The sequence below is a fragment of the Dactylosporangium sp. NPDC049742 genome (assembly GCF_040674675.1).
Lineage (GTDB): Bacteria > Actinomycetota > Actinomycetes > Mycobacteriales > Micromonosporaceae > Dactylosporangium > Dactylosporangium maewongense.
In genome coordinates this window covers 18,415-32,340 of record NZ_JBFANF010000033.1, presented here as the reverse complement: position 1 = coordinate 32,340, position 13,926 = coordinate 18,415, and the positions used below count along the sequence as shown (strand labels likewise).

Sequence of the window (13,926 nt, the reverse complement as noted above, 5' to 3'; positions counted from 1 at the left end):
AGTAGACGAGTACGTCGGATAGATGGAGGCACTCCCGTGGGCAGAGGATCCGGAATCGGCGGGGTCATCCTCGTCATCTGGCTGATCATCGGTGTCATCGCGGCCGGTCAGCGCGGCTACTTCGACAGCGAGGACACGAACTGCGCGAAGACCGGCACGATCCTCGTGACGATCGTCGCCGGCCCGCTCAACTACATCGGCGTCAACCCCAAGATCAACTGCGACCTGCCCGAACCCTCGAAGTAGGCAAGCCCCGCGACTGGAGCCGGCGACCGCCGGCTCCAGCGCTGTGGAGCGACAAAGCCGTGGAGCGACAAAGCCGTGGAGCGACAAAGCCGTGGAGCGACAAGGCCGTACAGCGACAAGGCCGTAAAGCGGCAAAGCCGTAGAGCAGGCCGCAGGGCTACAGATCGTGGGTCTGGGACCGCTCGATCTCGGTGAACGCGGCCTGCAGGTACCGCGGAAACGACCGCCGCTGGAGCAGGTCGGCGAGCAGCAGCGGGGCGTGCCGCGCCAGGGCCTGCGGTGACGGGCGGCCCTCGCCGTCGTTGTCGTCCTGGACGCCGAGCGCGCCGACGAGCAGCACCACCATCACCTGCGGATCGACCTCCTGCCACTCGGCCGCGGACCGCACCGCCTGCTCCAGCGCGGCGCGCACGTCGTCGCCGTCGAGCCCGTCGGGGTGCAGGTCCTCCAGCAGCGCCCGGACGACGACGCCGAGGACGAGCCCGGACTGCTCCGGATCGAGGCCGGCGAGCTGCTCGACCGCCGCGTCGAACGCCTCCTTGTCACGCGCCTGGGCGGCCTCGACGGCGGCGGTGGCGGCGGTCGCGATGGCCCGGGCCGGTGGCGGCAGGTGCCGCCAGCCCGACGGGGTGCGGGTGGTGTCCACACCGTCCGACCCTAGTCCCTGCCCAACAGGCCCCCGCCGTAGACGCCGCCGCCCGTGAAGGCCGCCAGCCGGCGGACGCCGCCCGGGTGCGGAGCCGGCAGTGAAACAGGACACAGCCGCAACTGTCACGAACCGCCGGGCGGAGCCGTCATCTCACCATGAAGCAACGAATGTCGCTCAGCGAGATCAACCCCGACGCGTACCAGGCCGTCCTCGGACTCGAGAAGTACATCAGGGCACACGTCGACCCGGCACTGCTCCACCTGCTCAAGCTCCGCGCGTCGATCCTGAACGGCTGCTCCTTCTGCGTGGACATGCACACCACGGAGGCGCTCGCCGAGGGCGAGGACAGCCGGAAGCTGTTCGCCGTCTCGGCGTGGCGGGAGGGCCCGTTCTTCGACGAGAAGGAGCGGGCCGCGCTCGACCTCACCGACCACGTCACCCGGCTGGGTGAGCACGGCGTCCCGGACGAGGTGTGGGACACGGCCGTGGAGCACTACGGCACCCAGGGGGTTGCCGACCTCCTCATGGTCATTGCGACGATCAACGTGTGGAACCGACTCGCCGTGTCGACCAGGACCCAGCCGCCGACGACGTGAGCGAGGAGTTCCTCGCGCACCGGCGGATGCTGCTCGGGATGGCCTACCGGCTGCTCGGGACGCTGTACGACGCCGAGGACGTCCTCCAGGAGGCGTACCTGCGCTGGACACGCGCGGACAGGTCCGAGGTCGCCGAGCCGCGCCGCTACCTGACCAGGGTGGTGGCGCGGCTCGCCGTCGACGCGCTCCGGGCCCGGCAGGCGCGCCGGGAGGACTACGTCGGCACGTGGCTGCCGGAGCCGCTCAGGACCGGGGACCACCAGCAGAGCCTGATCGACACCGAGGACCTGTCGATGGCGATGCTGCACCTGATGGAGCGCCTGACCCCGCCGCAGCGGGCCGTCTACGTGCTGCGCAACGCGTTCGAGCTGCCGTACGCCGAGATCGCCGGCATCCTCGACCGCACCGAGGACGACTGCCGCCAGCTGCACCACCGGGCCGCCGCCGCGCTCGCCGGGCGGGCCAGGTTCAGCACCGACCCGGCCGAGCACGCCAGGCTCCTCGAAGGGTTCGTGGCCGCCGCCCGTACCGGCGACGTCGAACGCCTCGAAGCGCTCCTCCACGAGGACGTCGTGGCGTGGAACGACGGCGGCGGCAAGGTCCGCACCGGACCCAACCCGATCCGCGGCCGGGCCAAGGTGGTGCGCTTCTTCACCGCCGTGATGCGCAGGCACGACCCGAGCACCACGAGGACGGGGGTCAACGGCGGCGCGGCGCTGCTGGTCGAGGCCAACTACCGGTACACCATGTGCCTCTGCGTCGTCGACGGCAAGATCCACGACCTGTTCCGGGTCGCCAATCCCGCGAAGCTCTCAACCTTCGACGTCCAGGGCTCGTACTAAGGGGTATGCGCGACTTCGACGACTTCGCCACGGCGGCGACCCAGCCGCTGCTCCGGCTCGGCTGGCTGCTGACCGGCGACGCCGAACAGGCGCAGGACCTCGCCCAGCAGACGCTGATCCGCACGTACGGCGCCTGGCACCGGGTCAGGCACGACGACGCGCTCAGCTACGCGCGGCGGGTCATGGTCAACCTGCACACGGACTGGCTGCGCCGGCGGCCGTGGCGGGAGCAGGCGCGCGCCGAGGTGCCCGACACCGGCGCGCACGACGGCGGGCACGGCGCCGTCGAGGACCGGGCCGCGCTCGTCGCGGCGCTGCAGTCGCTGACCCGGCGGGAGCGGGCCGCGATCGTGCTCCGCTACTACGTCGACCTGTCGGAGCAGCAGACGGCGCAGACCCTCGGCGTCAGCGTCGGCACGGTCAAGTCGGTCTGCTCGCGCGCCCTCGCCAAGCTGCGCACCAGCCCGGCGCTGCGCGGGGAACGCCCCTTCGTCCGAACGGCTCAGGGAGAGCACGCATGAACACAGAGTTGGAGCTCGGCGAGCGGCTCACCGACGCCGCCGCGGCCGCACCGGACCAGCTGGGGGTCAGCGTCGAGGAGCTGCGCCGCCGGGGCACGCGGCGGCAGCGGACCCGGATCGCGGTCACGGCGGCGGCCGTCCTCGTCGTCACCGCCGGCGCCCTTGTCGGAGTTTCCGGCGTCGGTACAGGCAGCGCCGGCGACGACGGCCTGACCACGGTCGGCGCCCCGCCGACGGCTTCCCCGTCCCCCGAGCCGGTCCAGGGCGACGAGGCAGGCGACCCGGCGATCCAGCCGACGGCGACGATCGACACCGGCGAGTCCTTCGACGGCGGCACGCTGACGTTCTGGTTCGCGGTGCGCCAGAACCAGTTCCTCCAGGCGGTCGGGCGGCGCACGCCGGACGGGAAGCTCAGCCTGTACGGCGTCACCAACGACCCGGACACCGGCACCGTCCCGGGCGACCCCGGTTTCCACGCCGGTTGGGAGTTCGGCAGCGGCCAGGACCGGTTCCTCACCGGGTACGTCGTCGGCGACGCCGCCAAGGTCACCCTCACCGTCGACGGGACACCCCGCGAGGCGAAGACCGCCGCCTGGGCCGGCAACCCCACGGTCCACGTCTGGTGGGTCCGGGCCCCCGAGGTCCCCGGCGCGCCCTACCAGCAGGCCCAGGTCCGCGACCTGACCGCCTTCGACCCGACCGGCAAGACCCTGGCCACGCACAAGGAAGGCGGCGTCGGAGTCGGCTGACGTTTATCGCGCTCCCGAGATCACATGCAGCTCGCAGGGGCCGACGAACCCGTCCTCGGTCTCGTACTCCCGCAGCACCGCCTCGATGTCGGCCCAGACCCGCTCGCGTTCGCCCTCCTCGACCCCCGACAGCATCTGATGCAGCGCCCCGAACGACTCGCGTTCGAAACGCAGACAGTCAGCGGCGGAGGGCAGTAACAGCGGCGCGTCCATCGTCTCGACCTGCACGTCCCGGAACCCGGCGTCGACCAACGCATCCCGCGCCGACGCTGGGTCGGCCAGACTGAACGGCCCCGGCTGCCCAGGCAACGGCGCGGCAAGCCCAGCCCGGGCACGGATCAACGCCGCCGGCACCGAGAAGAACCGGTTCCGCTCGGCGGTCGAGTAGACGACGGCCGCGAACCGGCCCCCGTCACGCAGGCTGGACCGGATCCCGCGCAGTGCCTTCGCCCGGCAGGGTGCCCGAGGCGTGGACGGGGCTCAAGGCCCCAGTGGTCCAGCGGGGCCCCTAGGTGCCGGGCCGGTCGGCTCGAGAGGTCCAGTTGGAGACGTTGGGCCACCCGGGCCGCGAGGAGAAGCCGGACCGGAGGGGTCAGCCGGACCGCCGGCGCCGCCCGACGCGTTCACCTACGTCGTCTCGGGGTCTGCCGCAATTGTGGATGTGACCTACCAGAATGCGGACGGCGGCACCTCGCAGAGGAGTGGTGTGCGTGTGCCTTGGAGTCTTTCGATCGGCGATGGTTCGGACTTTCTCTACATCTCAGCCCAGAATAAGGGCGACAGCGGCACCGTGACGTGCGGTGGTAAAGCAGTCGACATCGTCCGGCGCTTACGTCAATTGCACTGCTTCCATGTCGAACTGATCGCGATCGCCTGGGCGGCGTCGTCGGGGTAGCGGTCGGAGAGCTTCGTGCGGAACCCCGGTTGTCCGCCGGAGATCCGGGGCTGTGTCACCAGACCTCGATCGGGCTCAGCTGACCGTGCTGACTGCCGGCTTCGGCCGGGTGTCGACGATGAGACTGAAGATGTCGGGTCGGTGGTAGTGGCCGGTCGGGTCGAAGAGGCGGCGGGACTCGGTCACCTGGGACAGGTCGATCGTCGCGGTGAGGATCCCCTCCCGGTGCCGTAGCGGCCCGGCGACCACCTGCCCGTTGGGGTCGCAGATCACGCTGTTGCCGGGCTCGATCCAGTCGCCGTCGCCGGGCTGGGGAGCGGGTGCGATCCGTTCCCGGTCGGGCAGACCGGGCGGGATCTGGTCGACTCGCAGACAAGGGTTCACGCCCACGACCCAGACCCGGCCCTCGCGGGCGATGTGCCGCATGGTCGCCACCCAGCCGTCGCCGCGGGCGAGTGTCGGGGCCAGCCAGACGTCCACGCCCTGCGCGTACTGGTGGAACCGGGCCAGGGGCATGTAGTTCTCCCAGCAGATGAGTCCGCCCAGGCGGCCGAGCGGCGTCGGCACGACGTCCAGCGTCGAGCCGTCCCCTTGGCCCCATACGGTGCGTTCGGATCCGGTGGGCATGAGCTTGCGGTGCTTGTGCAGCAGCCGGCCGTCAGCGCCGAAGTAGAGAACGGTGTTGTAGATGGTGGCGCCGTACGGCTCGCGCTCCTGTACGCCGACGACCAGGTGAACCCGGTGGCGTCGCGCGATCGTGCCGAGCGTCGCGGTCACCGGGCCGGGCACGATGACGGCTTGCTCGACGAGTCTCGAGTACCACGGGCCATCGCCGTCCCAGATCGGTCCGCTGTCGATCCACAGCGGAGTTCCGGGGATGAAGGCCTCCGGAAGCACCACCAGCTCGGCGCCCAGCTCCGCGGCTTCGGCAACCAGCTCGGCGACGCGCGTCACGGTCGCGTCCCGGTCGAGCAGCACGTAGGCGGCTTGGACGGCGGCCACGGTGAAGGAGTTCATCGTGACCCCGAGATGACGTGCAGCTCGCAGGGGCCGACGAACCCATCCTCGGTCTCGTACTCCCGCAGCGCCGCCTCGATGTCGGCCCAGACCCGCTCGCGCTCGCCATCCTCGACCCCCGACAGCATCTGGTGCAGGGCCCCGAACGACTCACGTTCGAAGCGCAGGCAGTCGGCGGCGGAGGGCAGTAACAGCGGCGCGTCCATCGTCTCGACCTGCACGTCCCGGAACCCGGCGTCGCGCAGTGCATCCCGCGCCGACGCCGGGTCGGCCAGGCTGAACGGGCCCGGCTGCCCGGGCAGTGGCGCGGGAAGCCCGGCCCGGCTGCGGATCAAGGCGACCGGCACCGAGAAGAACGCGTTGCGTTCGGCGGTCGAATAGACGACGGCGGCGAACCGGCCGCCCTCACGCAGGCTGGACCGGATACCGCGCAGTGCCTTCGCCCGGTCAGGAAAGTAGATGACCCCCAACCGCGAGATCGCCGCGTCGAACTCCCCGGACCACCGGCCGCCGATCTCCTCCCCGTCGACCTCGTGGGTAGAGACCTGACGCAGGCCGCTCTCGTCGGCGGTGCGCTGCGCGTACGTCAGGATCGCCGGTGAGACGTCGGTGACCACCACGCTGCCCTCCGGCCCGGTCCGCCGCGCCGCGACCATTGCCTGCCCACCGGCACCACCCGCCACATCCAGCACCCGCGACCCGCGCCCGACACCGGCAGCGTCGAGCATCGCCACCGTCGCCGCGCCCAGCCACTGCTCCAGGGTCGGCCCCCACCGATGCCAGGCTTCCGCGGCGTCCTGCCACTGCTGCCTCGTCGTCGCCTTGTACGCAACCGCGTCGAACGTCATCGCTCCTCCTTGGTTCGGCAGCGCCGGGCTGCAGTGACGTCAGTGTGGTTCCGGGCACCGCCCCACCACATCCGTGGCCACCACGGATCCGGTCCCGGTGGTGCGGCACCGTGCTGGTCAAGGGCGGACGGGCACGCGACACTGTGACGGGTGACGACCTCGAGGGCGCCGGGATCGGCGGTGACCGACCGGGAACGCGACGTCCTCGGCCTGGTCGCCGGGCACCTGACGAACCTCGAGATCGCTGAGCGGCTCACGTTGTCGGTGCGCACCGTCGAGTCCCATGTCTCCTCCCTCATCCGCAAGCTCGGGGTGTCTGATCGACGCGGCCTGGCCCGGCGGGCTGATGAGCTCGACCTGCTGCGCCCGAAGCGTCGCCACGCATGGCCCAGCCCGGCCGACCCGTTCGTGGGTCGTGACCGCGAGACCGCCGCGCTGCACGTCCGCCTGAAGGACCACCGTCTGGTGACGGTCACCGGGCCCGGCGGGGTCGGCAAGACCCGGTTGACGACCCATACGGTGCGGCAGGTCGCGCGGGATCGTCCCGACGGCGCCTGGTTCGTCGATCTGAGCCAGGTGGCGACCCCGCAGGCGGCGGTGCCCGCCATCGCCACGGCCGTGGGGGTGGCCGAGCAGCCCGGGCAGTTCCTCGACGACACGCTGTCGGAGGCGTTGAGCCGGGCCGACGGCGTCCTGGTGCTCGACAACTGCGAGCATCTCCTGCCCGAGCTGGAGACCAGCGTGGCCCGGCTCGTCGGCGGCTGCCCCCGGCTCACCATCGTCGCGACCAGTCGCGCGCCGCTCCGCGCACCGTACGAGTGGGTCTACGAGCTGCCCGGCCTGTCGGCGGACGACGCGGTCCGGCTCTTCCGCAGCCGCGCCGAGGCCGCGGGCGGCGTCGTGCCCGACGACCCCCGGGTGGCCGAGCTGTGCCACCGGCTCGGGGGGATGGCCCTGGCGATCGAGCTGGCGGCAGCCCGGTACCCACTGCTCGGCCTGGACGGTCTGGCGGCGGCGCTCGGAGACCCGCTGCGGCTGCTGGGCTCCTCGGACGGGGCCCGCCAGCGTTCGCTGCGAGCCACCATCGGCTGGAGTGTCGACCTGCTCGACGACCAGGCCCGCGCGATGTTCGCTGCCCTGTGCGTCTTCGCCGCGCCGTTCACGGTCGCTGCCGCGCACGCGGTCGCCGGCCCGCAGCACTCGGCCGCCGCCGCGGCGCACGTGCTCGCGACGCTGGCCGACCAGCACCTGCTGTACGTCGAGATCGGCAACCCGACGACGTACCACTTCCAGGAAGTCGTGCGCCAGTTCGCCGCGGAACTGCTGGCCGATGCCGCCGGTGAGGTGCAACGGCGGCACGCGCGGTGGACGGCCGCCGAGCTGACGTCACTGGCATCCGCCGAGCACGACGACACCTGGTGCGCCAGGTTCGACCTGCTCGCGGTCGAGGTGCGCGCGGCGCTCGCCCGTCCGGTCGACGGCAGGGAACTGGGCGAGTGCTTCGCCGAGGAGCTCGTGCGGCGCGGCCGCCTGGAGGAGGCGCAGCACCGCTTCGAAACCCTCGCGGCCACCGCGGCCACGGACGCCTACGACCGGATACACCTGCTCCGCCAGGGCGCCGCCGCGGCGGCGGCCCGGCTGGTGGGAGACGACGCGCTCCGGCTGCTCGACGAGGCCGCCGAAGCCGCCACGGTGGCAGCCGACCCGGGTGCGGCCGCGGACGCGCTCGGCTGGTCCGTGATCTACGCGGCGTTCCACCCGGGGATCATGGCCGACCCGCCCGAGCGGACCGACATCGAGCGTCGTCTCGCCGAGGCGCGGCGCCTGGCACCGGCGGGGTCGGCGGCCGCGGCGACCGTCGCCGTAGCGAGCGCCACGTGCCTGCCCCACGACCATCCCGGGTCGGCGACAGCGGGCCGTCTTGCCGCCGACCAGGCGATCGCGGCCGGGCTGCCCGTCGTCGCCTCCGCCGCCCTCGACCGCGTCTGCGCCAGCCGGCTGCACCGTGGCGACTACGCCGGCGCGCTCGCCGCGGTGCGGGCCCGCGGCGTCCTCATGGATCCGCAGGCGTTGCGCGCCGCCACCGCCTACGCCTTCAACGACTACCTGCTGATGGGCTGCGAGGTCTCACTGGCCGCCGGCGATCTCCGTGGCGCGAAGGACTACGCCGAGCGCCTGGCCGTGCTCCCGTGCTACCGCGAGTACGTCCACCCCGCGCTGGCCCGCCGGCTCCAGGTCGACGCGCTCACCGGCGATCTGACCGGAGCGGTCGAACGAGGCGAGCGCTTCCTGGTCTCCTGGGAGCGGGCCGGCAGCCACCGTGCCTCGACCCTCGCCGTCGGTGCCTACGCGCTCGCCCTGATCCACGGGCTCCTGGGCGACGACCACCGGCGTGAGGTCTGGCGGAACGTCACCGAACACCTCCGCGACCGTCCGATGACGCCAGCGGACGGCCCAGCCATCGGATGGGCTCCGACCTTCGACGCCTGGCTGCTGCTGCACCGCAACCAACCACACGAGGCGCTGGCACAGCTGTCCGCCGACCTGCACGACGCGGCGTGGAGCTCGAGCCCCACCTTCCTCGTGTGGCGTCCGTGGTACGCCGCCGCGTGGGCGGAAGCGGCAGCACTCACCGCGGCCCCGAACCTGGAGCAGTGCCTGGCGTCGGCCACCGCCGCCACCCGCGGCAACCCCGTGGCCGCGGCCCTCGTCCGCCGCGCCGGCGCCCTCGCCCGAGGCGACCACGAGGAGGTGGCCGCGCTCGCGGCGTCCTTCGAGGACCTCGGCGCCCTCTACCAGCGAGACCGCAGCCACCAACTCAGCCAGTGACGGCGCTTGACGGGGAACAGCCGTCAGAGGTCGAGGAAGTAGCGCATCACCTTGCGGATCTCGGTCAGGTCATCGGTGCTCACATGACCCAAGCGGCGCTGGAGGCGACCCGCGTCCACGGAACGCATGTCCTCAGGTCGGGCGAAGCTGGCCTGCCGGAGCCCCGACTGTCCGCCGGAGATCCGGGGCTGTGTCACCAGACCCCGATCGTGGCTGGTCAACGGCACCACCACGATCATGTTGATCGGCAGTCCGTGGAGTCCGTTCGAGGACACCACGACGACCGGGCGACGACCGCCCTGCTCGTGGCCCACGGTCGGATCGAGTTCGGCGAGCCAGATATCCCCGGTGCGGACGGTGGTCACTCCCACCATCCGTCGGGGTCGTCGTTGCTCAGCGTGTCCCGATCCGTGCCCGCCTGCCACGACCGCGACTCGGCCCGATCAGCTGCCCATGCGGCCGGGTCTTCCTGGCGGAGCCGTTCGAGCTGCTCCTGCGCACGCGCGAAGAAGGTCTGCCGCTCAAGGACCTCGGTGGCGTCGGCCAGGAGTGCGCCCATGGTGGTTCCACGCTCACGCGCCAGCACCGCCAGCCTGTCGCGGACCGCGGAGTCGACCTTGATCGTCGTGGTGCTCATACCATTCAGTCTACCGCCTGGTATACCGGCCGGTCCGGGTCACCAGCCTCGGGCGCGCCACTCCGGGAGGGAGGGGCGCTCGGCGCCGAGGGTGGAGTCCTTGCCGTGGCCGGGGTGGAACTCGGTGTCGTCGGGGTAGCGGTCGAAGAGCTTCGTGGTCACGTCGTTGATGAGGGACTCGAAGTTGGCCTTGTCGCCCCTCGTGTTGCCGACGCCGCCGTGGAACGGCGTCGGGTCTGGGAGGCCAACATCGATGGTCAATGGTTGGTGGCGGCGCTGCGTCAACGTATGGACTGCAGCAGCTCGCCATTGTCAGTCAAGATCCAGAAGGACCATCCGTTTCGGTTGGGGTTCACCGAGGGGTTGTAGGTGGTGACGACCGCCACCGCGGCACCACTGGGGGTCGAGTAGGTCTTGCCCACCAGCTTGCCGCTGGTGATGGTGACCGCCTTGGTCGTCGGGTCGTAGACCGCCTCGATCCGGGTGGCGTCATAGATCGCATGAATGCGGATTCGGTCGTCGTCTCGGGTTTCCGCTGGGGGCTGCGCTCGCGCTGGTGATCGCGCGAAGTGCTCGACCAGGCGGGCAACCGCCTCGCCGTCGCTGACGTTCCACGCGTTCGCCAGGAGCTGGACCTTGGTGTGAGCGTCGTCGGGAACATCCTTGATCGTTGGCATCGCACTCCTGTCCGGTAGACCTGATAGCAGCAAGAGTAGCAAATCAGAGAAAGAAACGTCAAACAAAGTTCCAGTGCTCAACCTGGGTTGGCGGAAGTTCCGTGGTGCAGATGCGGAAACTGGGTAGTGCAGATGCGGAAGAAAGGTTGCTCAGAAACGGAAAAATGGGCAGTATCCCAGGGGTGGATGGTGCGCTAACTGGCCTTGCTGACCGCAGGCTGATCCAGGTCCTGGCCGATCGGCTGCGTGAGGAGCCGACTGTTGTGCTGAACGGGCCGCGGACGGTGGGTAAGAGCACGTTGTTGAGCATGCTCGCGCAGCAGTTCGGCGTACCGGTCATTGACTGTGATGACCCGGCGACCCGCGGGGCTGTTCGTAACGATCCGGGCCGTTTCGTCGCCGGGCCCGAGCCGGTGTTCATCGACGAGTTCCAGCACGTTCCCGAGCTTCTCGACGCGATCAAGGCAGAGCTCAACCAAGACCTGCGCCCTGGTCGGTTCGTGCTTGCTGGCTCGACCAGGTATTCGACACTGCCGCAGGCTGGTCAATCGTTGACTGGGAGAGTTGACATCATCGATGTTCTGCCCCTTGCTCAGATGGAGATCGATGACCGTCGGAGTGACCCGCTCGTCCACAGGTTGCTCAGTGGTGCATCGCCGGGAAGGTCGGCGGAGCCGTCAGCAACCAGCCGTGACGAGTATGCGCGGCGGGTGACTTCGGGTGGCATGCCCGTCGCGCTGCGGCGTCCACCTGGCCGGTCACGTTCGCGCTGGTTCAGCAACTACCTGGACTTGGTGATCGAGCGTGACGTGATCGAGCTGAGTCGGGTGCGGCAGCGGGAGATGCTTCCTCGCCTGCTGAATCAGCTTGCGGCGAGGTCGGGGCAGGTGCTCAACATCGCGGCGATGGCGCAGGCAGTCGGCATGGAGAAGAGCAGCGCCGAAAATTACCTCCGGCTGTTGGAAGCGGTGTTCCTGGTCCATCGGCTTCCTGCCTGGGGTACGACGCTGGGCTCGCGGGTCGCCCGTCAGCCGAAGGTGCACCTGGTCGACTCCGGTGTCATGGCGTGGCTGCTCGGGCTGACGCCCGAGAAGATTGCGAAGTCTGATCCAGCGGTGCTGACCGAGTACGGACACCTGCTCGAGACGTTCGTCGTCGGCGAGATTCTCAAGCAGGTCAGCTGGTGGGACGCGCCAGTTTCGGTCGGGCACTTCCGGACGCCGGCCGCCGACGAAGTAGATCTCGTGCTTGAGCGAGACGACGGAGACGTCATCGCGTTCGAGATCAAGTCCGGAACGCGGGTCCATGGCGAGGACCTACGCGGAATGCGGGCGCTTCGGGCTCGGCTCGGCGACCGCTTGATGGCAGGGCTCGTGCTGTACACGGGTGCCCTCGCCTACACCCACGATGACGGCACGCACGTCATGCCCATCGACACCCTCTGGACGTAGGTTTACCAGCCGCGTGCGCGCCACTCGGGCAGGGAGGGGCGCTCGGCGCCGAGGGTGGAGTCCTTGCCGTGGCCGGGGTGGAACTCGGTGTCGTCGGGGTAGCGGTCGAAGAGCTTCGTGGTCACGTCGTTGATGAGGGACTCGAAGTTGGCCTTGTCGCCCCTCGTGTTGCCGACGCCGCCGGGGAAGAGGGAGTCGCCGGTCCAGAGGTGGCCGTCGTGGTACAGGGCGATCGAGCCGGGGGTGTGGCCGACGAGGTGGATGACGGTCAGGTTGCAGTCGCCGAGGGGGAGGGTGTCGCCGTCGTTGAGGGTGCCGGTGGCCGTTGGGATCTCGGGGGCGTCGGCGGGGTGGGCCAGGGAGGCGGCGCCGGTGGCCTCGATGACGTCTTCGAGGGCGAACCAGTGGTCCTGGTGGCGGTGGGTGGTCACCACGGTGGAGATGCCGGACGGGGCGGTGGCGATCAGCTGGAGCAGGCGTTCGGCGTCGTTGGCGGCGTCGATGAGCAGGCTGTCGCCGGTGGCGGTGCAGGTGAGCAGGTAGGCGTTGTTGTCCATCGGGCCGACGGAGAGCTTGGTGAAGGTCAATCCGCTCATGCCGTCGCCTCCGCTGCGCTCCGGCGCCGGCCTGAGCCAAACCTGCAATGCTGATTCGCAGCTCCTGCGCTGCGCTCCGGGCTGCTCATTTCCAGGCCTCCAGGGAAGGAAGGTCGCCGGTGAGGCCGGTGCCGTCGCCGCGGCCGGTGAGCCAGGCGGCGAGGAGGTGGGCCGGGCCGGTGACGACGGGGGCGTCCTCGACGGTCAGCAGCTTCGTGCCGTCGTCGGAGACGAGGGTCGCCACGCGTGGGGTGGCGGGGTCGTGCAGGACGCGCAGGGCGAAGGAGGCGGGCCAGTCGGCCGGGCCGTAGCCGGCGTCGAGGTCGACGTGGTGCAGCTCGACCTCGCAGATGCGGGCCCAGACGACGCGGGCGGCGGGGGCGGGGCCGGTGCTGCCCCACTCGACGAGCGCGGTCCAGCCCTCGGCGGGCATCGTGTCCATCGACTCGCGCAGCAGGTCGCAGGCGGTGATGAGGTCGGCGAGCTGCTCTTCGTGCGGGCGGGGGGCGCCGGCGGCGATGGCCGTGTCGCGGGCCTCGCGGCTGGCGTAGGCGGGGGTCTTCTCGCCGGTGCGGGCCCAGTGCAGCAGGTTGCGGTAGGCGTCTGCGTTGCGGGCGAGGTGGGTCACGACGTGGCCGCGGGTCCAGCCGTCGCAGCGGGAGGGGGCGACCAGACCGTTGCCGTCCAGGGTGCGGACCGTGTCGAGGAGGCGGGCGGTGGCGCGGTCGAGCTCCGCGCTCAGCACGAGTGGATCAGCCGTCACCGCCCAACCCTACCGCCCCCCACCGACAAGACTTACCGACAAAAGCCACCGACAAGCCACCGACAAAGCCACCGGCAAGATCCGCCGGAGCCGACCGTGGACGGTGACGGGGCTCCGCTCGTACAACACCTGCGAACGCGGAAAAGATCAGCGTTGGCGGACGCCGACGGCCGGTGGCAGGTCGCCGGCGGCCCAGTGCAGCTCGTCCTCCCAGTCGGCGACGCTGAGGTCGACGCGCTCGAAGCTGAGCCGGGCGCCGATGGGTTTGCCCAGGTAGCCGGCGTACAGGTCGTGCACGGCCACGAGGCGCTGCCCGACCGCGGCGGCGGCGGGGTCGCGGGGTGCGGCGGCCCTGACCTCGAGCCGGCCGTAGACGCCCATGTCGGCGTCGGTGCCGCGCTCCTCGACGATGACGTCGAGGATCTCGTCCTCGGCGCCGACGTGGAAGCCGTACGAGACGCCGGCGAACGTCAGCCAGAAGCGCATGAGCGAGTCGTCCTGGCCGGGTGAGACGTGCCACTGGACATCGGCCCGGTCCAGGCGCAGTCCGACGGCGCTGGCCAGCACATGCGAGGGGAGCACGCACCCGACGATAGCCCCGATATTCGGT

At 70.8% G+C, this 13,926-nt stretch carries 18 protein-coding genes and 1 pseudogene; 8 read left to right on the top strand and 11 right to left on the bottom strand.

All coding sequences use genetic code 11. The features are described 5' to 3' along the window. The first annotated feature begins 36 nt into the window (after positions 1 to 36). A complete protein-coding gene (locus tag AB0J72_RS33385) occupies positions 37 to 246 on the top strand; it encodes a hypothetical protein (protein WP_360558163.1) in 210 nt (69 codons plus the stop codon). 157 nt (positions 247 to 403) lie between these two features. Here AB0J72_RS33385 and AB0J72_RS33380 read toward each other — a convergent pair whose 3' ends face one another. Further along, on the bottom strand, positions 404 to 892 hold the full coding sequence (locus tag AB0J72_RS33380) for a hypothetical protein (protein ID WP_363405546.1): 489 nt from the start codon (positions 890 to 892) through the stop codon (positions 404 to 406). A 158-nt stretch (positions 893 to 1,050) separates the two neighbouring features. Here AB0J72_RS33380 and AB0J72_RS33375 point away from each other — a divergent pair, with 158 nt between their 5' ends. Genes AB0J72_RS33375 through AB0J72_RS33360 form a run of 4 tightly spaced genes read left to right on the top strand, consistent with a single transcriptional unit; the run spans position 1,051 to position 3,603 of the window. Further along, entirely contained in the window at positions 1,051 to 1,491 is a 441-nt protein-coding gene (locus AB0J72_RS33375; protein WP_344503030.1) for a carboxymuconolactone decarboxylase family protein, read from the top strand. Then, positions 1,443 to 2,333 (top strand): RNA polymerase sigma factor SigJ, encoded by an 891-nt coding sequence (sigJ, locus tag AB0J72_RS33370; protein ID WP_363405544.1) that lies wholly within the window; start codon positions 1,443 to 1,445, stop codon positions 2,331 to 2,333. The genes AB0J72_RS33375 and sigJ overlap by 49 nt, the downstream gene beginning before the upstream one ends. A 5-nt stretch (positions 2,334 to 2,338) precedes the next feature. After that, positions 2,339 to 2,854, top strand: a complete 516-nt coding sequence (locus AB0J72_RS33365; protein ID WP_363405542.1) for a SigE family RNA polymerase sigma factor — start codon at positions 2,339 to 2,341, stop codon at positions 2,852 to 2,854. Beyond that, positions 2,851 to 3,603, top strand: coding sequence for a hypothetical protein (locus tag AB0J72_RS33360; protein WP_363405540.1), 753 nt, complete (start codon positions 2,851 to 2,853; stop codon positions 3,601 to 3,603). Before AB0J72_RS33365 ends, AB0J72_RS33360 begins: the two co-directional genes overlap by 4 nt. Before the next feature lie 3 nt (positions 3,604 to 3,606). Here AB0J72_RS33360 and AB0J72_RS33355 read toward each other — a convergent pair whose 3' ends face one another. Next, a complete protein-coding gene (locus tag AB0J72_RS33355; RefSeq protein ID WP_363405538.1) occupies positions 3,607 to 3,831 on the bottom strand; it encodes a hypothetical protein in 225 nt (74 codons plus the stop codon). 241 nt (positions 3,832 to 4,072) lie between these two features. Between AB0J72_RS33355 and AB0J72_RS33350 the strand changes: the two genes are divergently transcribed. After that, the gene (locus AB0J72_RS33350; protein WP_363405537.1) at positions 4,073 to 4,498 is read left to right on the top strand and encodes an MmpS family transport accessory protein; all 426 of its coding nucleotides are present in this window, start codon (positions 4,073 to 4,075) and stop codon (positions 4,496 to 4,498) included. A 75-nt stretch (positions 4,499 to 4,573) separates the two neighbouring features. On the opposite strand, the gene AB0J72_RS33345 is transcribed toward AB0J72_RS33350, so the two are convergent. Next, on the bottom strand, positions 4,574 to 5,515 hold the full coding sequence (locus tag AB0J72_RS33345; protein ID WP_363405535.1) for a carbon-nitrogen hydrolase family protein: 942 nt from the start codon (positions 5,513 to 5,515) through the stop codon (positions 4,574 to 4,576). Beyond that, positions 5,512 to 6,363 carry a class I SAM-dependent methyltransferase gene (locus AB0J72_RS33340; protein ID WP_363405533.1) on the bottom strand — a complete coding sequence of 284 codons (852 nt, stop codon included), beginning with the start codon at positions 6,361 to 6,363 and terminating at the stop codon, positions 5,512 to 5,514. Before AB0J72_RS33340 ends, AB0J72_RS33345 begins: the two co-directional genes overlap by 4 nt. 150 nt (positions 6,364 to 6,513) lie before the next feature. Here AB0J72_RS33340 and AB0J72_RS33335 point away from each other — a divergent pair, with 150 nt between their 5' ends. After that, positions 6,514 to 9,192 carry a LuxR C-terminal-related transcriptional regulator gene (locus AB0J72_RS33335; protein WP_363405531.1) on the top strand — a complete coding sequence of 893 codons (2,679 nt, stop codon included), beginning with the start codon at positions 6,514 to 6,516 and terminating at the stop codon, positions 9,190 to 9,192. 23 nt (positions 9,193 to 9,215) lie between these two features. On the opposite strand, the gene AB0J72_RS33330 is transcribed toward AB0J72_RS33335, so the two are convergent. The 4 genes and pseudogenes from AB0J72_RS33330 to AB0J72_RS33315 form a co-directional block, all read right to left on the bottom strand. Then, positions 9,216 to 9,557 (bottom strand): type II toxin-antitoxin system PemK/MazF family toxin, encoded by a 342-nt coding sequence (locus tag AB0J72_RS33330; RefSeq protein WP_363405529.1) that lies wholly within the window; start codon positions 9,555 to 9,557, stop codon positions 9,216 to 9,218. After that, the gene (locus AB0J72_RS33325; RefSeq protein ID WP_363405528.1) at positions 9,554 to 9,829 is read right to left on the bottom strand and encodes a hypothetical protein; all 276 of its coding nucleotides are present in this window, start codon (positions 9,827 to 9,829) and stop codon (positions 9,554 to 9,556) included. Before AB0J72_RS33325 ends, AB0J72_RS33330 begins: the two co-directional genes overlap by 4 nt. A 39-nt stretch (positions 9,830 to 9,868) precedes the next feature. After that, positions 9,869 to 10,060 (bottom strand): annotated as a pseudogene (locus tag AB0J72_RS33320) (MBL fold metallo-hydrolase); the annotation flags it as partial. Between the two features lie 50 nt (positions 10,061 to 10,110). Then, the gene (locus tag AB0J72_RS33315) at positions 10,111 to 10,506 is read right to left on the bottom strand and encodes a hypothetical protein (protein ID WP_363405526.1); all 396 of its coding nucleotides are present in this window, start codon (positions 10,504 to 10,506) and stop codon (positions 10,111 to 10,113) included. 110 nt (positions 10,507 to 10,616) lie between these two features. Between AB0J72_RS33315 and AB0J72_RS33310 the strand changes: the two genes are divergently transcribed. After that, positions 10,617 to 11,957 (top strand): ATP-binding protein, encoded by a 1,341-nt coding sequence (locus tag AB0J72_RS33310; RefSeq protein WP_363405524.1) that lies wholly within the window; start codon positions 10,617 to 10,619, stop codon positions 11,955 to 11,957. A gap of 2 nt (positions 11,958 to 11,959) precedes the next feature. Here AB0J72_RS33310 and AB0J72_RS33305 read toward each other — a convergent pair whose 3' ends face one another. From AB0J72_RS33305 to AB0J72_RS33295, 3 genes are all read right to left on the bottom strand, one after another. After that, complete coding sequence (locus AB0J72_RS33305) at positions 11,960 to 12,553, bottom strand: MBL fold metallo-hydrolase (protein WP_363405522.1); 594 nt, start codon at positions 12,551 to 12,553, stop codon at positions 11,960 to 11,962. A gap of 85 nt (positions 12,554 to 12,638) precedes the next feature. Continuing rightward, entirely contained in the window at positions 12,639 to 13,316 is a 678-nt protein-coding gene (locus AB0J72_RS33300) for a maleylpyruvate isomerase family mycothiol-dependent enzyme (RefSeq protein WP_363405520.1), read from the bottom strand. Positions 13,317 to 13,463: 147 nt separating this feature from the next. Continuing rightward, the gene (locus AB0J72_RS33295) at positions 13,464 to 13,898 is read right to left on the bottom strand and encodes a hypothetical protein (protein WP_363405518.1); all 435 of its coding nucleotides are present in this window, start codon (positions 13,896 to 13,898) and stop codon (positions 13,464 to 13,466) included. Between the last annotated feature and the right edge of the window lie 28 nt (positions 13,899 to 13,926).